The following is a 20,219-nucleotide window of genomic DNA, read 5'->3' as shown; positions in this document are numbered from 1 at the left end:
GAGCGGATTTGTTACCGACGTGGGTGGCTCATCCCCCCCAATAGCACTTCGATTTAAATCCACACCGATAACTATGTACCGCACCCGACTGCGGCTCCATCGACATGCTGTGCCCTACAGACAAGGAGTGACTGTATGGCACAACAAACACATTACGATGGAACGTCAGGCAGTGTTGTCATCAGGTCCGGACCACCCGCTTCCAGTGGTGGCTCTGGCGGCGGTTTTGGTGGCGGCGGAGGGGTTTCAGGCGGGTTCGGTAAAACCAGCAAGAAAAAGCAAAAGGCCCGAAGGCGAGCCATAGAAGCGGATCGTCAGAAAAAGGAAAAAGAGCGCGCGCAAGCCGAGGCCAAAGCGCAGGCCGAGGCGGCTCAAGCACAGGCCGCCGCTGCACAAACGCAGGAACAGGCCCGCGTCCAGGCTCTTCACCAGTTTCTGGCGGGGCTGGCGCAGCGTCACGACGTCATCAGGGCTGAGGTGGACCGTCGTTTTGTCGACAAGGCAGGGCAACTCGCGCCATCCCTTGAACACGAAATATCGGCTACTCGACGGCCGCCCAACAGCGATTCGAGTGAACGCTGGCAGCTTTACCTGATTACCAAAGAAAAAAACGAAATCGACGGGCTCATCGCCCGAAAAACCGCCGAGATCAATGGCAGGAACGCGGTCGCTCGCTCATTCGATGGGCACGATCCACTTATCCGCACTTCGAACGATTACCTGACGCGACTGGGGCAGTTCGGCCAGGCACTCAACGACGGCCACCAGATCTGGGAAAACGCCTACAACGCTGCCCACGAAGCGCGGCTGCTATCCGCACAGATAAGCGCACTCACTGACAAGTCCAACGCGCTGGCCAGGCGTCATGTCGAGCAGACGATTGTCTGGCGCGAAAGGGAAGCGGTCTGGGAGGCCCAGCGCCAGTACGCGGAGCAGCGTGAAGCTCGAGTTCGCTTCAAGCAGCAGACCGATGAAGATGTACGGGTCGAGCGGGTCAGGCAGGCTAACTCGCTTACGATCCCCATGTCTTCGCTGACGGCTGGCGGGATGGCTTTGACGCGCGAGGGTATATTCGTTGCGCAGCAAGGCGCTGCAGTGCTTGAGATGGCTGTCCAGTCTGCCGTCAATGCCTTCATTGATTTCGGGGGGATTGCCGCAAAAACGGGGCCGGTGTTCGTCACTGCGATGGTGTACTCGCCAACCCTTGGCAATGGTGAGTTGAGCGCTGAGCAACGTCAGCGTTTGTTTCAGGCTTTCGGGGTGCCGGCGCAAGCGTTGGGCCTTACTGACCGCCAAGCGATGCAATCGGTCGCCGATGCGGGCGGTTCAGTGGAGGTCGCGTACCGACTAAAACCTGAAACCGTGCCGGAAGGCACCGCGATCATCGCTGTCACTACGGGCGATGATATTGGTGCTGATGTGCCGGTCATCAACGCGGTGCTTGACCCGCTGACCGGCCGCTATAGCGCCGAGATTCCCGGATCGCCAGCCAGGCACCTGCAATTCACCCAGGACACCACTCAGGTTGCCACTGCCAGTCAGCCCGGCCTGAGCATGTTGACACCACAGGTCGAGGCCATTGCGACGGGCGTCGATCTGCGTATCAGCGATTGCATTGTGTGCGTGCCTGATCAGCCGCCGATTTACTTCACCTTCAATCTGCCACCCATAGGCTCGGGCGTCGTCACAGGGGTCGGTAAACCGGCGGCGAATGACTGGTGGAAAACCGCGAGCCAGGCACAAGGTGCCGCCATTCCCGTGCAGATCGGCGACCAGTTCCGTGGCCGTGAATTCAAGTCGCTCGCCACTTTCGATGAAGCGCTGTGGCGAACCCTAGGCGAGCATCCGGCGCTCATCGCCCAATTCGATAAGGTCAACAAAAAACGCATCGAACAAGGCTTCGCGCCCTATGCACCGAAAAGTACCTGGGTCGGTGAGCGACGCGAGTTCGAACTGCGCTACCAGGAGCGGGCGGAGTTCGGCGCCAATCCTTTCAACCTCGACAAAATCAGCATCACCACGCCGCAAAGCAGCCAGGGACAACTGGGGATCACTCCTGCGGTCCTGCCCTGGCCGATTCGTCCGGTCGGCGTCGGAACCTGGACACCCCTGGTTCCGCCAGGTATCGAACAGCTCGGTCCTACAACCTTACCTGTCATACCGCCGATTCCAGCGGTTTATCCCGGCACACCGGCCATCCCGGTCCTACCGCAAAACGAGACGTTTCCGGCTGTTGACGAAGGGCAGATCGGTGCCAGTATTCCGGGGTATCCGGCGGATATGGAGTTGCCTTCGCCGGATGTTCTGTTTCTGGACCGGCGAGATGATCCAGGTGTGGCGATGGGGTTTGGGGAGTCGGTTTCAGGGGTATGGCTCGGCGAAGTCGCACGAACGGACGGTGCGCCGATTCCTTCGCAGATCGCAGACCAGTTAAGAGGGAAGGAGTTTGCTAACTTTCATAGGTTCAGAGAGGCGTTTTGGAGAACTGTTGCGGCTGACATAAGCTTAAACACTCAGTTCAATGCCACAAACTTAAGGTTTATGCGCAAGGGCAGCGCACCTTTCCCAATCACAAATGATCAGTACGGAGGTCGAGTAAAGTTTGAACTCCATCACCGATTAGAAATTGCACAAGGTGGCGGGGTGTATGACATGGAGAATATTGTGGTAATGACGCCGAGACGACATGTTCTTGTACACAAAGGAGGCAATTAATTATGAAACACACCTCGCGCCTCGAAGATTACACAGAGTCTGAATTTCTTGATTTCCTTAGAGAGCTTTTTGATGGAGGAGAGGACTTAACAGCGGACGAGTTTGATAACTATATGATTGAGCGCGTTCAGCATTTTGAAATGATTACCGAACACCCCGACCGCTCTGACGTCATCTTCTATCCCAAGGAAGGCCAAGAGGACAGCCCTGAGGGCATCCTGAAAGAAGTCAAAGAATGGCGCGCACTCAATAACAAACCCGGCTTCAAGCCAGAGTAACTGCACGCCTACAATTCAAAGGCATCTGCTCATCACAGCATGAGCAGATGCTGTTATCTGGCAGCCGTTGTGTGCCAGAAACAAGGAAGCAATAAAGATGGAACTTAAAGCAACACTCAAGGATTACACCGAATCGGAATTTCAGGCCCTGGTGAACAGAATCTGGGCCGTTGATCTGCCGAAACAGGATCACGACCGACTGATCAATCATTTCGACCGCATCGTGGGTCACCCCAAAGGGGGGGACCTGCTGTTTTATCCGCCAGAGGATGACTATAACGCCCACTCCTCCGGCTCGGTCGTGTACTACGTCAAAGACTGGCACCACAAACAGGGCCGTGCTGCGTTCAAGGGGGAGGGCGCTCCTGTTCCGCGTCCGGTTGCTGCAAGACCGGGAGCACCGCTGACCCTGGAGCAGATGACGCAGCAGCGTATTGCGCAAAATCTGGCTGACGTACAAAAAATCGCCGTTGATCTGGCGGCTTCAGAGCGCGCTGCAGAAGTTGCACTCAGTCTTTTCGAGCAACGCATCAAATACTTGCGTCAACGACAGAGCGAACACGTAGACATCCGAGGGCGCGAGGCGGACATCCGTGCTCTGGAGGCTTCTGAATTTGAAGCGCGCCTGGCAACCCGCCAGTACGAATTCTGGAAAATGCGTATCGAGTTCAAAAAGGACAGCGCGCGGCGCGACCTGTCCTACGCCCGGTCCGAACACGCGCAGTGGCAAAACATCGCCCAGCAGGTCAGCGTTATTTACGACCGTTATCTGGCGAAGCTGAACGAGATCAATCAACGCCTCCATCGCTTTCAAGCGGACGCTGAAGCACTGCTGGTGGTCGCGCAAACACAGCTCGTTGATCAGCGTTACCAGCAGGGAGCAGGGCCGACTCAAGCGTCCGGGCTGCTGTTTGCACCGCTTGCCTTTGCCAATGCGCGACCGGGTATTTTCCTCGATGGTGGTCTTTCGCAACCCTTGGAGACCCATCGGGTTGCACTGCAAAAAGCCATACGCTCGGCAGTGGCGGAGTTTACCTGGCAGATAACCTCGGGAGCGCAAGACCATCAAGGTCGATACGCAGCGGTGCTGCAATTCGATTTTTCCAGTCGGGCCGAAGTGGGGAGGTATGGGCTCAGCGTTCCTCTGCTCGAGTTGCTGCCGATCGAGGGCCAGGATTGGCAAGGCCTGGCCGCGACGGGGGCCGAAGTCGATCTTCCGTTCAGGATGAGCAGCGGCACGTACGCCGTTCCACCAGGGACGATGTCCCGAGGCCTGAGAGAAATAAAGACGTTGTTACAGGTGGCCATTACGCCGACTAATGGCAATGCATTGTCGTCCAGAGTGAGGGTGCGAGCCGCCGTCTGGAATGAGCAGCTGAAGACCTATTGTTTTACCGCTGACGGGCCGGTCCCGGCAATTGTGAGCTGGAGCGCGCCAGCTAACCTTGAAACCATCTCGACCCTGACGCCATCCCCCGAGTATCGGCTGGGATTCCTTCGCTCTTCGCCTGTGCCTGTGTTGGAGTCCTTCAGCGACATGGCTGCGATTCGTTGCGATGACTATGTTGTCGTCTTCCCGCCAGCGTCTGGCCTGGACCCGCTTTACATCATGTTCCGAGATCGGCGCGAATATCCCGAAATGACCGTTGCTGAAGCGAAGTCCTAGTACCACTTTGCTCCAACGCAGCTACTCATCAACCATCCCGCCAAACAAAGGAATGTTACCGTCTATGCCTGTACTGGAACTCACTACCCTGATCCCCAACCGCACACCTGAGCTAGTCCTCGACTTCTGCCTGGAAGGCGTCAACTTCCCGAAGATCTTTCCAGAGCGCGTCACACTGTTGAGCGATATCGATTTAAGTAACCTGCGTATCGAAGCCGGTCGCCAGTTCCGCTTTTGCCATTGGATGTTCAATATCATTCCTGTGAGCTGGACGGTGGTGATCCGCGAGGTGGGCGAGCACCATTTCATCGATGAAATGCTCAAGGGGCCAATGGCTGCCTTTCGTCATGAACATCGGGTTGCAGCGGGTGAGGGCGGTACGCTGTACACCGACCGTGTGACCTATGCGGCCATGGGGGGCGCGCCGTTGGAGTGGCTGGTGGTCAATGCCTACATGCGGCGGGTTTTCGAAGCGCGGCACCGCAATATGCTTCGATTGCTGGGCTGACACCGATCTGTCTGTAGGAGTGAGGCTTATGTGGCGAGGGAGCTTGCTCCCGCTGGGTCGCGAAGCGGCCCCAAAAGCTTTGCGGCGGCTACGCAGTCGAACGGGAGCAAGCTCCCTCGCCACACAAGCCCGCTCCCACAGGGTTATGCAGTGTCAGTAAGTTTTGTTGAAACGCGTGTATCCAGTTTTGTGCGACGACATATCACAATTTGTATCTGGGCATAGGTCGCCAGACCATTTCGTGGTTAACTTCGGCCTCGTCAAAATTCTCTACACCAACGTTCAGAAGGACTCCGTTCATGGCTCAAGTCACTCTTAAAGGCAACCCGGTTCAAGTCAACGGCCAATTGCCACAAGCCGGTTCCCAGGCGCCAGCCTTTTCCCTGGTTGCGGGCAATCTGTCCGATGTGACCCTGGCGAGCTTCGCCGGCAAGCGCAAAGTGCTGAACATCTTCCCAAGTATCGACACCCCGACCTGCGCTACCTCCGTGCGCAAGTTCAACGCCCAGGCCAATGACATCGCCAACACCGTGGTGCTGTGCATCTCCGCTGACCTGCCGTTCGCCCAAGCCCGCTTCTGCGGCGCCGAAGGCCTGGAAAACGTCCAGAACCTGTCGACCCTGCGCGGTGCCGAGTTCATCGAGAACTACGGTGTGGCGATTGCCGATGGCCCGCTCAAAGGCCTGACCGCCCGTGCCGTCGTGGTGCTGGACGAAAACGACAAGGTCCTGCACAGCGAACTGGTCAAGGAAATCGCTGAAGAACCGAACTACGAAGCAGCACTTGCCGTTCTGAAATAAGTTTACTTTTACAATTGTTAACGGCCTGGCTCTGTCCAGGCCGTTTTCATTTGTGCTTCAGTGTCTTAGCCAAACCTCCTGTTACGTAAGCCAAAGGTAAATTGCCGGTAAAGGCGCTTTGCTTAATACCCGCCAGTGCTTATCGTTCAGCCTCCTGTAGAAAGAAGCTTCACGCGCCCAATGGTTGATCATTCCATGCAATCCTCCGCTTCCCGCAATCCTCGTCGCTGGCTGTTCGGCCTGCTTGTCCTGTTGGTCATCGCTGGCCTGTGCTGGAAATTCTGGCCCGCAAGCAGCAGCCCGAAGGAGGGCGCAGGGCAGAAAGCCGTTGCCGGGCACACCGGCCGGTCGGGGGGGATGCGTCCGGGGTTCGGCGGGGCGACCGGTCCGGTTCCGGTGCGCGTGGCGCCAGCGGTTAAGGGCGATTTCCCGCTGTATTACAAGGCGCTGGGTACGGTCACGGCGCTGAACACCATCAATGTGCGCAGCCGGGTGGGCGGCGAGCTGATCAAGATTTCGTTCGAAGAAGGGCAAATGGTCAAGGCAGGCGACCTGCTGGCCGAGATTGACCCGCGTCCTTACCAGAACGCCTTGCTCCAGGCTGAAGGCACGTTGCTACAGAATCAGGCGCAACTGAAAAACGCCCAGGTCGATGTCGAGCGCTATCGCGGCCTGTACCGCGAAGACAGTATCGCCAAGCAAACCCTGGACACCGCCGAAGCATTGGTCGGGCAGTACCTGGGCACGGTCAAGACCAATCAGGCGGCGGTCAACGACGCCAAGCTCAATCTGGAATTCACCAAAATTCGCGCCCCGATCGCCGGGCGTGTGGGCCTGCGTCAGCTGGACGTCGGCAACCTTGTGGCGGCCAACGACACCACGGCGCTGGTGATCATCACCCAGACTCAACCGATCAGCGTGGCCTTCACCTTGCCGGAAAACAGCCTGGAAACCGTGCTGGCCCGCTATCGCACCGGCGCCAAGCTGCCCGCCGAAGCCTGGGACCGCGGCGACACAAAATTGCAGGCGACTGGCGTATTGCAAAGCCTCGATAACCAGATCGACGTCACCACCGGTACCCTGAAATTCAAGGCCCGCTACGAGAACCGTGATCAAGCGTTGTTCCCGAATCAGTTCGTCAACGTCCACCTGCTGGCCGACACCCTCAAAGGCGTGGTGCTTGCGCCTTCGGCGGCGATCCAGTTCGGCACCAACGGCACGTTCGTCTATGCCATGGACGGTGACAAGAAGGTCACCATCCGCCAGTTGAAAGTCGGCGCCAGTGACGGTGATAACACGGTGATCACCGAAGGCCTGGCCGCTGGCGATCGGGTGGTGCTGGAAGGCACCGACCGCCTGAAGGAAGGCAGCGAAGTGGAGGTCGTCAACGACAGCAAGGATGTGCCGACCACCCCGACCGAACACTTGCAAGGCAAGTCGGCCGCCACTGCGCCTGACGCGACGACCACCGACAAGGCGAAAAAGGGCGGCGCATGAACATCTCGCGGCTGTTCATCCTTCGCCCGGTCGCCACGACCCTGAGCATGCTGGCGATTATTCTGGCCGGCGTGATTGCTTATCGGCTGCTGCCGGTGTCGGCATTGCCCCAGGTCGACTACCCGACCATTCGCGTCATGACGCTCTATCCCGGTGCCAGCCCGGATGTTATGACCAGCGCCGTGACCGCGCCGCTGGAGCGCCAATTCGGGCAGATGCCCGGCCTGACCCAGATGGCGTCCACCAGTTCCGGCGGCGCCTCGGTGCTGACCCTGCGTTTCAGCCTTGACATCAACATGGACGTCGCCGAGCAGCAGGTGCAGGCGGCGATCAACGCCGCGACCAACTTGCTGCCCAAAGACCTGCCAGCACCGCCGGTGTACAACAAGGTCAACCCGGCGGACACCCCGGTGCTGACCCTCGCCATCACCTCAAAAACCATGCTGTTGCCCAAGCTCAATGATTTGGTCGACACCCGCATGGCGCAGAAAATCGCGCAGATCAGCGGCGTCGGCATGGTCAGCATTGCCGGCGGCCAGCGTCAGGCAGTGCGGATCAAGGTCAACCCCGAGGCCTTGGCGGCCAATGGCCTGAACCTGTCGGACGTGCGCACGTTGATCGGCGCCTCCAACGTCAATCAGCCCAAGGGCAACTTCGACGGCCCGACCCGGGTGTCGATGCTCGACGCCAACGACCAGCTGACTTCGCCCAAGGACTACGCCAACCTGATTCTGGCCTACAGCAATGGCGCACCGTTGCGGCTCAAGGACGTGGCAGAAATTGTCGACGGCGCCGAGAACGAACGTCTTGCCGCCTGGGCCAACGAAAACCAGGCGGTATTGCTGAACATTCAGCGCCAGCCCGGGGCCAACGTCATCGAGGTGGTCGACCGGATCAAGGCTTTGCTGCCAAGCATCACCGACAACCTGCCGGCCGGTCTCGAGGTCACGGTACTCACCGACCGCACCCAGACCATCCGCGCCTCGGTCACCGACGTGCAACACGAACTGCTGATCGCCATCGCGCTGGTGGTGATGGTCACGTTCCTGTTCCTGCGGCGGGCCAGCGCCACGATCATTCCGTCGGTGGCCGTGCCGCTGTCGTTGATCGGCACCTTCGGCGTGATGTACCTCGCAGGCTTTTCGGTCAACAACCTGACCCTGATGGCGCTGACCATCGCCACCGGTTTCGTGGTGGACGATGCGATCGTCATGCTGGAGAACATCTCCCGATATATCGAAGAGGGTGACAGCCCGCTGCAAGCGGCGCTCAAGGGCGCCAAGCAGATTGGCTTCACCCTGATTTCCCTGACCCTGTCGCTGATCGCGGTGTTGATTCCGCTGCTGTTCATGGCCGACGTGGTGGGGCGCTTATTTCGCGAGTTCGCGATCACCCTGGCGGTGGCGATCCTGATTTCTCTGGTGGTGTCCCTGACCCTGACGCCAATGATGTGCGCGCGGCTGCTCAAGCGTGAGCCCAAGGAAGCAGAACAGGGCCGGTTCTACCGCTCCAGTGGTGCCGCAATTGATTGGATGATCGCGGCTTACGGGCGCAAGTTAAAGTGGGTTCTCAAGCACCAACCGCTGACACTGATGGTGGCCATTGGCACGCTGGCGTTGACCGTATTCCTGTACATGGTGGTGCCCAAGGGCTTCTTCCCGGTGCAGGACACCGGCGTGATCCAGGGTATTTCCGAGGCGCCGCAGTCGATTTCCTTTGCGGCGATGAGCGAGCGCCAGCAGCAACTGGCCAAGGTGATCCTGGCCGATCCGGCGGTCGAGAGCCTGTCGTCCTATATCGGGGTCGACGGTGACAACTCGACGTTGAACAGCGGTCGGTTGCTGATCAACCTCAAATCCCACAGCAATCGCGACCTGAGTGCCACCGAAGTGATTGCGCGCCTGCAACCGGAGCTGGACAAGCTGGTCGGCATTCGTCTGTTCATGCAGCCGGTGCAGGACCTGACCATCGAAGACCGGGTCAGCCGCACGCAGTACCAGTTCAGCATGTCGTCGCCGGATGCCGAGTTGCTCAGCCTGTGGAGCGGGCGTCTGGTGGAGGCTCTGGCGCAACGGCCGGAGTTGACCGACGTCGCCAGCGATTTGCAGGACAAGGGCTTGCAGGTTTATCTGGTGATCGACCGCGATGCGGCGTCGCGGGTCGGTGTATCCGTATCGAACATCACCGACGCGCTGTACGACGCCTTCGGTCAGCGGCAGATTTCCACCATTTACACCCAGGCCAGCCAGTACCGCGTGGTGCTGCAGTCGCAGTCCGGCGAGAAGATCGGCCCGGATGCGCTGAACCAGATTCACGTCAAGACCACCGATGGCGGTCAGGTGCGCCTGTCCAGCCTGGCGCATGTCGAGGAGCGTCAGGCGCAACTGGCGATCACCCACATCGGCCAGTTCCCGGCGGTGATGATGTCCTTCAACCTGGCGCCCGGCGTGGCACTGGGGCATGCGGTCGAGATCATCGATCAGGTGCAGAAAGACATCGGCATGCCGATTGGCGTGCAGACCCAGTTCCAGGGCGCGGCCGAAGCGTTCCAGGCGTCGCTGTCGAGCACCTTGCTGCTGATTCTGGCGGCGGTGGTGACCATGTACATCGTGCTCGGCGTGCTCTACGAGAGTTACATTCACCCGATTACCATTCTCTCGACCTTGCCCTCGGCGGCGGTCGGCGCCTTGCTGGCGTTGCTGTTGAGCGGCAATGACCTGGGGATGATCGCGATCATCGGCATCATCCTGCTGATTGGTATCGTGAAAAAGAACGCGATCATGATGATCGACTTCGCCCTAGAAGCTGAACGCAACCAGGGCATGGACCCGCAAACCGCGATCTATCAGGCAGCGCTGTTGCGCTTCCGGCCGATTCTGATGACCACCCTGGCCGCGTTGTTCGGCGCGGTGCCGCTGATGCTGGCCACGGGTTCCGGCGCGGAACTGCGCCAACCTCTGGGGCTGGTGATGGTCGGCGGCTTGCTGGTGAGTCAGGTGCTGACGCTGTTCACCACGCCTGTCATCTACTTGTACTTCGACCGCCTCGGGCGGCGCTGGGGCCGTAAGTCCGAGTCTGTGGAACCGGTAGAACAGCCATGAACCTGTCCGGACCTTTCATCAAACGCCCGGTCGCAACGATGTTGTTGAGCCTGGCGATCATGTTGCTGGGCGGTGTGAGCTTCGGCCTGTTACCGGTATCGCCGCTGCCGCAGATGGACTTCCCGGTGATCGTGGTTCAGGCGAGTTTGCCCGGTGCAAGCCCCGAGGTCATGGCCTCGACCGTGGCCACGCCGCTTGAGCGTTCCTTCGGCGCCATCGCCGGGGTCAACACCATGAGCAGCCGTTCCAGCCAGGGTTCGACCCGAGTGATTTTGCAGTTCGATCTGGACCGCGACATCAACGGCGCGGCGCGGGAGGTGCAGGCGGCGATCAACGCCTCGCGCAATTTGCTGCCAAGCGGGATGCGCAGCATGCCCACCTACAAGAAGGTCAATCCGTCCCAGGCGCCGATCATGGTACTGTCGTTGACTTCGGATGTGCTGGAAAAAGGCCAGCTCTATGACTTGGCCTCGACCATTTTGTCGCAAAGCCTGTCGCAGGTGCAGGGCGTGGGTGAAGTGCAGATCGGTGGCAGTTCGTTGCCGGCGGTGCGCATCGAACTCGAACCCCAGGCGCTCAACCAGTACGGCGTGGCCCTGGACGATGTGCGCACCACCATCGCCAACGCCAACGTACGCCGGCCCAAAGGCTCGGTCGAAGACGGTCAGCGGCTGTGGCAGGTGCAGGCCAACGATCAACTGGAGAAAGCCAAGGATTACGAGTCGCTGATCATTCACTACGCCGACGGCGCGGCCCTGCGCCTGAAGGATGTGGCCAAGGTCAGCGACGGCGTCGAGGACCGCTACAACAGCGGGTTCTTCAACGACGACGCGGCGGTGTTGCTGGTGATCAACCGCCAGGCCGGCGCCAACATCATCGAGACGGTCAACGAGATCAAGGCGCAGCTGCCGGCGTTGCAGGCCGTGCTGCCGGCCAGCGTCAAACTGAACCTGGCGATGGACCGTTCGCCGGTGATCAAGGCCACCCTGCATGAAGCGGAAATGACTTTGCTGATTGCCGTGGCGCTGGTGATTTTGGTGGTGTTCCTGTTTCTCGGTAACTTCCGTGCCTCGCTGATTCCGACCCTGGCGGTGCCGGTGTCGCTGGTGGGCACGTTTGCGGTGATGTACCTCTACGGGTTCTCCCTGAACAACCTGTCGCTGATGGCGCTGATCCTGGCCACCGGGCTGGTGGTGGACGACGCCATCGTGGTGCTGGAGAACATTTCCCGGCACATCGACAAGGGCGTGCCGCCGATGAAGGCCGCGTACCTCGGGGCCCAGGAAGTCGGTTTTACGCTGCTGTCGATGAACGTCTCGCTGGTGGCGGTGTTTCTGTCGATCCTGTTCATGGGCGGGATCATCGAAAGCCTGTTTCGCGAGTTTTCCATCACCCTGGCGGCCGCCATCGTGGTGTCGTTGCTGGTGTCGCTGACGCTGACGCCGATGCTCTGCGCACGCTGGCTCAAGCCGCATACGCCGGGGCAGGAAAACCGCCTGCAACGCTGGAGCCAACGGACCAACGAGTGGATGGTCGGCAAATACGCCACCAGCCTCGACTGGGTGCTGCGTCACCGTCGGCTGACCTTGCTTAGCCTGATCGTGACGATTGGCGTGAATATCGCGCTGTATGTCGTTGTTCCTAAAACCTTCTTGCCTCAGCAAGACACCGGCCAATTGATCGGTTTCGTGCGTGGCGACGACAGCCTGTCGTTCAGCGTGATGCAGCCGAAGATGGAAGTCTTCCGCCGCGCCGTGCTCAAGGACGAGGCGGTGGAGAGCGTCGCTGGGTTTATCGGTGGCAACAACGGCACCAACAACGCCTTCATGCTGGTGCGGCTCAAGCCGATCAAGGAACGCAACCTGTCCGCGCAGAAAGTCATCGAACGCCTGCGCAAGGAAATGCCCAAGGTGCCCGGTGCGCAATTGATGCTGATGGCCGATCAGGACCTGCAATTTGGCGGCGGCCGCGAGCAGACCTCCTCGCAGTATTCCTACATCCTGCAAAGCGGCGATCTTGGCGCGTTGCGCGAGTGGTATCCGAAAGTCGTCACCGCCCTCAAGGCGCTGCCGGAATTGACGGCGATTGACGCACGCGAAGGCCGTGGCGCCCCGCAAGTGACCCTGATTGTCGATCGGGATCAGGCCAAGCGACTGGGCGTGGACATGGACATGGTCACGGCGGTGCTGAACAACGCCTACAGCCAGCGGCAGATTTCGACGATCTACGACAGCCTCAACCAGTATCAGGTAGTGATGGAGGTCAACCCGAAATACGCCCAGGACCCGATCACGCTCAAGCAAGTGCAGGTGATCACCGCCGACGGTGCGCGGATTCCGCTGTCGACCATCGCTCACTACGAAAACAGCCTGGAAGACGACCGGGTCAGCCACGAAGGCCAGTTCGCTTCAGAAAGCATCGCCTTCGACATGGCCGAAGGCGTGACGGTGGAGCAGGGCTCGGCGGCCATCGAGCGGGCGATTGCCAAGGTCGGTCTGCCGGAAGACGTCATCGCGAAAATGGCCGGCACCGCCGACGCCTTCGCCGCCGCTCAGAAGAGCCAGCCGTGGATGATCCTTGGCGCGCTGGTGGCGGTGTATCTGGTGCTGGGCGTGCTGTATGAAAGCTACATTCATCCGCTGACCATTCTCTCGACCTTGCCGTCGGCCGGGGTCGGGGCGTTGTTGTCGATCTATGTGCTGGGCGGCGAGTTCAGCCTGATTTCCTTGCTTGGGTTGTTCTTGCTGATCGGCGTGGTGAAGAAAAACGCGATTCTGATGATCGACCTGGCGCTGCAACTGGAACGGCACCAAGGCCTTGAGCCGCTGGAGTCGATCCGCAGCGCCTGTCTGCAACGGCTGCGACCGATTCTGATGACCACTCTGGCGGCGATCCTCGGTGCCTTGCCGTTGCTGCTGAGCCGGGCCGAAGGGGCGGAAATGCGGCAGCCGCTGGGCCTGACCATCATCGGCGGGCTGGTCTTCAGCCAGGTGCTGACCCTTTACACCACCCCGGTGGTTTACCTCTATCTCGACAAACTGCGCCATCGCTTCAACCACTGGCGTGGGGTGCGTACCGATGCTGCTCTGGAAACTCCGCTATGACTGACCGTTCGCTTATCAACCTGGTTGCACCGCTGATCACAGCCCGAGGCTCGCGCTTGCTGAGCCTGTCGCTGTGCGTAGCGATGCTCAGTGCCTGCGCCATCGGCCCGGATTACCAGCGCCCGCCAGCCGCCGCGCCGGCACAGTACAAGGAAGCGGCTGGCTGGCGTCAGGCCAATCCCAGCGATTCTCTGGCGCGGGGAGCCTGGTGGGAGCTGTATGGCGATCAGCAGCTCAATGGTTTGATCGAAAAACTCAACAGTGCAAACCAGACCGTCGCCCAGTCCGAAGCCCAGTACCGACAGGCCCAGGCCTTGGTGCGCAGTGCCCGGGGGGCGTTTTTCCCGACGGTGGACCTGACGGTCGGGAAAACCCGTTCCAGCCAAGGCACCGGTAGCAGCAGTTCGAGCCTGAGCAGTTCCTCCAGTGGTATTCGCGACACCTATACGGCGCAGGCCGGGGTTAGCTGGGAAGCAGACGTCTGGGGCAAATTGCGCCGAGGCCTGGAAGCCGACACGGCCAACGCCGAGGCGAGTTTTGCTGACTTGGCGGCGATGCGCCTGAGCCAGCAATCGGAGCTGGTGCAGAACTACCTGCAACTGCGGGTGATCGACGAACAGAAACGCCTGCTGGAAGCGACGGTCGAGGCCTATCAACGTTCGCTGACAATGACCGAAAACCAGTACCGCGCTGGTGTCTCCGGCAAGGACGCAGTGGCCCAGGCCACCACGCAGCTCAAAAGCACCCAGGCAGAAATGGTCGACCTGATTTGGCAGCGCGCGCAGTTCGAGAACGCCATCGCCGTACTGATTGGTCTGCCGCCGGCCGAGTTCGGCCTGGCTGAAACACAGGACATCCCGGCATTGCCGCAGGTGCCGCTGAGCCTGCCTTCGCAGTTGCTGGAACGCCGCCCGGACATCGCTTCCGCCGAGCGCTCGGTGATGGCCGCCAACGCCAACATCGGCGTGGCCAAAGCCGCTTACTACCCAGACCTGACCCTGAGCCTGAACGGCGGTTATAGCAGCAGCACCTCTAACAACTGGATCAGCGTGCCGAACCGCTTCTGGTCGGTCGGCCCGCAACTGGCCATGACCCTGTTCGACGGTGGGCAGCGCTCGGCGGAAGTCGATCGCAGCGAAGCGGCCTATGACGAGACCGTCGCCAAGTACCGCCAGACTGTGCTCGATGGCTTCCGTGAAGTGGAAAACTATCTGGTGCAGCTCAAGGTGCTGGAAGACGAAGCCAAGGTGCGCCAGGAAGCACTGGATGCGGCACGCGAGTCCCTTCGCTTGACCCGGAACCAGTACAAGGCCGGGTTGATCGCTTATCTGGATGTGGTGGTGGTTCAGGCCACGGCGTTGAGCAACGAACGCAACGTGCTGAGCTTGCTGCAGAGCCGCTTGATCGCCAGCGTGCAGTTGATTGCTGCACTGGGTGGCGGGTGGGATGGACAGCTTCAGGTCAGTGACCAGCAATAACCCCATCCCTGTGGCGAGGGAGCTTGCTCCCGCTGGACGGCGAAGCCGTCCCAAAGAGGCTGACGCGTATATTCAGACAAAACGCATCAACCGGTTTGCGACTGCTGCGCAGCCGAGCGGGAGCAAGCTCCCTCGCCACAATCGCCTTGATGGCCTTTTGATGACTTTGTGAGTGCGTTCGTCAGCGGAGTCAGTACAATCCCCGACTTTGCTCCCCCGAGAACGGATGCGGGAGCGGTCGCGAGAAGTCCCATGCTCATCGGTAGTTACTCTCTTACGTTGGTTTTCATATCGCTCTGTGTGGCGATACTGGCCTCTTACACCGCGCTCGACCTCACCGGTCGCATCGCCACGTCCAAGGGGCGGGCGGTGCATCTGTGGACGGCTGGCGGCGCTTTTGCGATGGGCATTGGCGTGTGGTCGATGCATTTCATCGGCATGCTCGCGTTCACCTTGCCGATTGATCTGGGCTATGACGCGACCCTTACGGCGCTGTCCCTATTGATTGCGGTCTTGTCCTGCGGTTTTGCCCTGTGGCTGGTCAGCCAGCCACAACTGCCGGCCTGGCAACTGTTGTTCGGCGCGCTGGTCATGGGCGCAGGCATCAGCGCCATGCATTACACCGGCATGGCCGCGATGCGCATGCAGCCGGGCATCGATTACGACCCGGCACTGTTTAGCGCGTCGCTGCTGATTGCCGTCGGTGCGTCGGGCGCGGCGTTGTGGATCGCTTTCCGCCTGCGTCGGCACGCACCGTATGTTCGTCTGATCCGCGGCGGAGCAGCGGTGATCATGGGCATCGCCATCGTCGGTATGCACTACACCGGCATGGCTGCGGCTCGTTTTGCCGATGGCAGTTTCTGTGGTGCGGCGGCTGATGGCCTGAACGGCGAGGGACTGGACAGTCTTGTTCTGATCACCACCCTGGCGGTGTTGAGCATTGCCTTGCTGACGTCGATCCTCGATGCACGCCTGGAGGCTCGCACCGCGGACCTCGCTCAATCGCTGACCGAAGCCAATCGAGAACTCACTCAACTGGCGCTGCACGACACACTGACCGGGCTGCCGAACCGAGTATTGCTGGCCGACCGTATCGATCAGGCGATGTCGAGGGTGCAGGAGCAGGGCGGCTGTTTTGCGTTGATGTTCATTGATCTGGACGGCTTCAAACCGGTCAACGATGCTTTCGGGCACCACATGGGCGACCAGTTGCTGCGTGAGGTCAGCCTGCGCCTGCGCGAGGATTTGCGCAGCCAGGACACCTTGGCGCGGATCGGCGGCGATGAATTTGTGCTGCTGGTGCAACTCACCGAGCCGAATGACGCGTTGAACCTGGCGGCGCGACAGGTGGGGCTGATTGCGCGACCGTTCCGGGTCGCGGAGCATGACTTGCAGATTTCCGCCAGCGTCGGCATCGCGCTCTATCCGGGCAATGGTCAGACCGCCGAGGAATTGCTGATGAACGCCGACGCCGCGATGTACCACGCCAAGGGCGCCGGGAAAAACGGCCATCGTTTCTTCGACGCCTCGATGAACAGCAACGCGCGCAAACAGCTGCAATTGCTGCAAGACCTGCGTAATGCTCTCGATCAGCATCAGTTCAGTCTCTATTACCAACCCAAGTTCGACGCCGGCAATGGCCGACCGGTGGGCGCCGAGGCGTTGCTGCGCTGGGCGCACCCGACTCAAGGCATGCTGCAGCCGGACAGTTTCATTGATCTTGCGGAGAAGACCGGGCTGATCATTCCGATCGGCGAGTGGGTGCTCAACGAAGCCTGCCGTCAGATGCGTGAGTGGTATGTGCTCGGTTACACCGACTGGCGCATCGCGGTGAACCTCTCGGCCTTGCAGTTCTGCCATGCCGGATTGGTACAGAGCGTCGCCAAGGCCCTGGCCACTCATCATCTGCCAGCCAACAGCCTGACCCTGGAAATTACCGAAACCACCGCCATGAGCGACGCCGATGCGAGCATGACAGTGCTGCAGGAACTCTCGGAAATGGGCGTCGACCTGTCCATCGATGACTTTGGCACCGGCTATTCGAGCTTGATGTACCTCAAGCGCCTGCCAGCCAATGAATTGAAGATCGACCGGGGTTTCGTCCGCGATCTGGAACACGACAGCGACGACGCGGCCATCGTCTCGGCCATCGTCGCCCTCGGCCAGGCACTGGGTTTGCGGATCGTCGCCGAAGGGGTGGAAACCGGTGTCCAGCAAGACTTCCTGACCCAACTCGGATGCGACTCGTTGCAGGGTTATCTGCTGGGGCATCCCCTGCCTGCCGATCGCTTCATGGCCGATGTTCATCGTGGGGAGCAGCTGGCTGCGGGCTGATGGACCCCCTCGCCACAGGTTGTCGTTATTGGAATTGACGCAGGTTCATGCAAAACCGCGCAATGGCGGTTATTCTTGGCCCCGACTGCTTACGCTTGAACGGGGGAAATGCCAGCATGGACAAAGTCATTGTCATCACCGGCGGCAGCCGCGGAATTGGCGCCGCCACGGCTCTGTTGGCCGCAGAACAAGGCTATCGGATCTGTATCAACTATCAGTCCGACGAGCAGGCGGCGCACAGTGTGCTGGAACAAGTCCGCGCACTCGGCGCCCAAGCCATTGCGGTACGCGCCGATGTGAGTATCGAAGACGAAGTGATCGGTCTGTTCCACCGCGTAGACACCGAACTCGGTCGGGTCACGGCGCTGGTGAACAACGCCGGTACCGTCGGGCAAAAGTCGCGGATCGACGAAATGTCCGAATTCCGTATCCTGAAAATCCTCAAGACCAACGTCCTGGCACCGATCCTCTGCGCCAAACACGCGATCCTGCGCATGTCACCCAAACACGGTGGGCAGGGCGGCAGCATCGTCAACGTGTCGTCGGTCGCTGCCCGCTTGGGCGCCCCCGGCGAATATGTCGACTACGCAGCGTCCAAAGGTGCGCTGGACACCTTCACCATCGGTCTGTCCAAGGAAGTGGCGGGCGAGGGGATTCGTGTCAACGCCGTGCGGCCGGGTTACATCTACACCGATTTCCATGCGCTGAGCGGTGATCCGGACCGGGTCAGCAAGCTGGAATCGGCGATCCCGATGGCTCGGGGTGGGCGGCCGGATGAAGTGGCGGAGGCGATTGTGTGGTTATTGTCGGATAAGGCGTCGTATGCGACGGGGACTTTCGTCGATCTTGGTGGCGGACGGTAAAAAAGCGGGAATGTAGGCTGGAACTGGATCAGAAACATCAGTTCATGAAGCAACGAGAGTGAAACACGGCTATTCAGTCAATATAGCGGGGGCCGTGTTTCACACCAACATCAATGTTATCGCTGACCAATGTAAATGTTATCAATGTCTATACTTCCACTGGCCGCCTTTGCTTTTAGGAGAATCCAGATTGTATTTAGTCCACTGGTTTTAGGTGTATACGAAGCGGATGTGTCGTGCCATTGCCCATCCGATGGAGGAATAGTGAAATCTCCATACCCACCGTTTGCCTCTCCTATAGCAGTGACAGCAAATTGCGTCACCTCGAGGCCCTCTGGTAGACGGACGCACAAATCAATTTGGATTGGGCGCTGCTCAAACACGGTTTCGAGCTTTTTTCTCACTTCTATCGACGAAATGTCACCGCCAGGTGTTAGGGGTAGGGATAAATAATGATGAAGGTCGTCCTTCATGACTGTTTCATTGCCTGGGGCGGTAATCCATCCATGGTCAAAGTTTGTGAAGTAGTGAATAGGATTTGAATTGTTCATTTGCAATCCCTGAGGTTTTGAGTGCTTGCGAGCGAGTTTAAGAAGAAGTTAACTTTAACTAGTGTTGGGCTAGTCAAGTGAACTCCTGCTTAGTTAAACAATACGGCAACACTCCCGTCTACTGTCAGAAGTAATAGGTATTCACCAAATTCACGGCCGTTCGTCGGAGCTTGGTTTAGTGGACAAGGCTTCTTATGCGGGAGCGATGTCGTCGGTGAATTTTTCGTAGCGTTTCATCAAAGGCCCGGTTTGAAGTTATTCAGCGGGTGTGCTGTTGTGGCGAGGGAGCTTGCTCCCGCTCGGCTGCGTAGCAGTCGTAAACTAGACATCTCGATTTATCTGATGTATCGCAACGACCTGGGTTGGGAGAGCGCTGTGCACTCCAGCGGGAGCAAGCTCCCTCGCCACAGGTCTGTGTCATTGGAATTGACGCAGGTTCATGTAAAACCGCAATGGCGGTTATTTTTGGCCCCGACTGCTTACGCTTGAAACGGGAGAAATGCCAACATGGACAAAGTCATCGTCATCACCGGCGGCAGCCGCGCACTCGGCGCCCAAGCACGCCGGTGCCCGTCGGGCACAAGTCACGGATAGACGAAATGTCCGAATTCCGCATCCTGAAAATCCTCAAGACCAACGTCCTGGCACCGATCCTCTGCGCCAAACACGCGATCCTGCGCATGTCACCCAAACACGGTGGGCAGGGCGGCAGCATCGTTAACGTGTCGTCGGTCGCTGCCCGCTTGGGCGCCCCCAGCGAATATGTCGACTACGCAGCGTCCAAAGGCGCGCTGGACACCTTCACCATTGGCCTGTCCAAGGAAGTAGCGGGCGAGGGGATTCGCGTCAACGCCGTGCGGCCGGGTTACATCTACACCGATTTCCATGCGCTGAGCGGTGATCCGGATCGGGTCAGCAAGCTGGAATCGGCGATCCCGATGGCTCGGGGTGGGCGGCCGGATGAAGTGGCGGAGGCGATTGTGTGGTTGTTGTCGGATAAGGCTTCTTATGCGACGGGGACTTTCGTCGATCTTGGCGGTGGGCGTTAAACCTGATGCGTTGCTTTGTCAGTGCTGGCCTCATCGCGGGCAAGCCTCGCTCCCACAGGATTTGTGTCGTTCACAAGCTTTTTGACCAACACAGTTCATTGTGGGAGCGAGGCTTGCCCGCGATGAGGCCAGCGCCGGCAATATCGAACTTTCAGAACGACCGCACGATTGTGCCCAACGTCTCCATCACCTTCTCGGCCGCCTCATCCCACGGGCTGTCGTCATTAGCCGAATACAATCCTGAACCGCTGGGTCGGTGAAAGATTGGCCTTGAA

Annotated in this window: 12 protein-coding genes and 2 pseudogenes; 12 read left to right on the top strand and 2 right to left on the bottom strand. The window is 59.6% G+C overall.

The annotated features are described in order from the left end of the window. Window positions 1-135 precede the first annotated feature (135 nt). The 11 genes from PSH88_RS16025 to PSH88_RS15975 all read left to right on the top strand — a co-directional run bounded on the left by PSH88_RS16025 (window position 136) and on the right by PSH88_RS15975 (window position 18,344). Window positions 136-2,715: a hypothetical protein gene (locus PSH88_RS16025; RefSeq protein WP_305421479.1), complete on the top strand. Its 2,580-nt coding sequence runs from the start codon at window positions 136-138 to the stop codon at window positions 2,713-2,715. Between the two features lie 2 nt (window positions 2,716-2,717). Beyond that, complete coding sequence (locus tag PSH88_RS16020; RefSeq protein WP_305421478.1) at window positions 2,718-2,993, top strand: bacteriocin immunity protein; 276 nt, start codon at window positions 2,718-2,720, stop codon at window positions 2,991-2,993. A 97-nt stretch (window positions 2,994-3,090) separates the two neighbouring features. After that, window positions 3,091-4,659 carry a bacteriocin immunity protein gene (locus PSH88_RS16015; protein WP_305421477.1) on the top strand — a complete coding sequence of 523 codons (1,569 nt, stop codon included), beginning with the start codon at window positions 3,091-3,093 and terminating at the stop codon, window positions 4,657-4,659. Window positions 4,660-4,723: 64 nt separating this feature from the next. After that, a complete protein-coding gene (locus PSH88_RS16010; RefSeq protein WP_305421476.1) occupies window positions 4,724-5,167 on the top strand; it encodes an SRPBCC family protein in 444 nt (147 codons plus the stop codon). Between the two features lie 299 nt (window positions 5,168-5,466). Next, window positions 5,467-5,967: a thiol peroxidase gene (gene tpx / locus PSH88_RS16005; RefSeq protein ID WP_305421475.1), complete on the top strand. Its 501-nt coding sequence runs from the start codon at window positions 5,467-5,469 to the stop codon at window positions 5,965-5,967. Window positions 5,968-6,147: 180 nt separating this feature from the next. Then, the gene (locus PSH88_RS16000) at window positions 6,148-7,464 is read left to right on the top strand and encodes an MdtA/MuxA family multidrug efflux RND transporter periplasmic adaptor subunit (RefSeq protein ID WP_305421474.1); all 1,317 of its coding nucleotides are present in this window, start codon (window positions 6,148-6,150) and stop codon (window positions 7,462-7,464) included. Next, window positions 7,461-10,565: an MdtB/MuxB family multidrug efflux RND transporter permease subunit gene (locus PSH88_RS15995; protein ID WP_305421473.1), complete on the top strand. Its 3,105-nt coding sequence runs from the start codon at window positions 7,461-7,463 to the stop codon at window positions 10,563-10,565. Before PSH88_RS16000 ends, PSH88_RS15995 begins: the two co-directional genes overlap by 4 nt. Then, window positions 10,562-13,669 (top strand): efflux RND transporter permease subunit, encoded by a 3,108-nt coding sequence (locus tag PSH88_RS15990; RefSeq protein WP_305421472.1) that lies wholly within the window; start codon window positions 10,562-10,564, stop codon window positions 13,667-13,669. Before PSH88_RS15995 ends, PSH88_RS15990 begins: the two co-directional genes overlap by 4 nt. Then, complete coding sequence (locus PSH88_RS15985; RefSeq protein WP_305421471.1) at window positions 13,666-15,147, top strand: efflux transporter outer membrane subunit; 1,482 nt, start codon at window positions 13,666-13,668, stop codon at window positions 15,145-15,147. The genes PSH88_RS15990 and PSH88_RS15985 overlap by 4 nt, the downstream gene beginning before the upstream one ends. Before the next feature lie 252 nt (window positions 15,148-15,399). Further along, entirely contained in the window at window positions 15,400-17,481 is a 2,082-nt protein-coding gene (locus PSH88_RS15980; RefSeq protein ID WP_305483295.1) for a putative bifunctional diguanylate cyclase/phosphodiesterase, read from the top strand. Between the two features lie 116 nt (window positions 17,482-17,597). Next, entirely contained in the window at window positions 17,598-18,344 is a 747-nt protein-coding gene (locus tag PSH88_RS15975; protein ID WP_305421470.1) for an SDR family oxidoreductase, read from the top strand. Window positions 18,345-18,460: 116 nt separating this feature from the next. On the opposite strand, the gene PSH88_RS15970 is transcribed toward PSH88_RS15975, so the two are convergent. Then, on the bottom strand, window positions 18,461-18,895 hold the full coding sequence (locus PSH88_RS15970) for a hypothetical protein (protein WP_305421469.1): 435 nt from the start codon (window positions 18,893-18,895) through the stop codon (window positions 18,461-18,463). Between the two features lie 572 nt (window positions 18,896-19,467). Here PSH88_RS15970 and PSH88_RS15965 point away from each other — a divergent pair. Then, window positions 19,468-19,944, top strand: a pseudogene (locus tag PSH88_RS15965) (SDR family oxidoreductase); the annotation flags it as partial. 151 nt (window positions 19,945-20,095) lie between these two features. Here PSH88_RS15965 and PSH88_RS30480 read toward each other — a convergent pair. After that, window positions 20,096-20,204, bottom strand: a pseudogene (locus tag PSH88_RS30480) (GntR family transcriptional regulator); the annotation flags it as partial. Between the last annotated feature and the right edge of the window lie 15 nt (window positions 20,205-20,219).

The sequence above is a fragment of the Pseudomonas wuhanensis genome, from assembly GCF_030687395.1.
Lineage (GTDB): Bacteria > Pseudomonadota > Gammaproteobacteria > Pseudomonadales > Pseudomonadaceae > Aquipseudomonas > Aquipseudomonas wuhanensis.
This window is presented reverse-complemented; position numbering and strand designations above follow the sequence as displayed.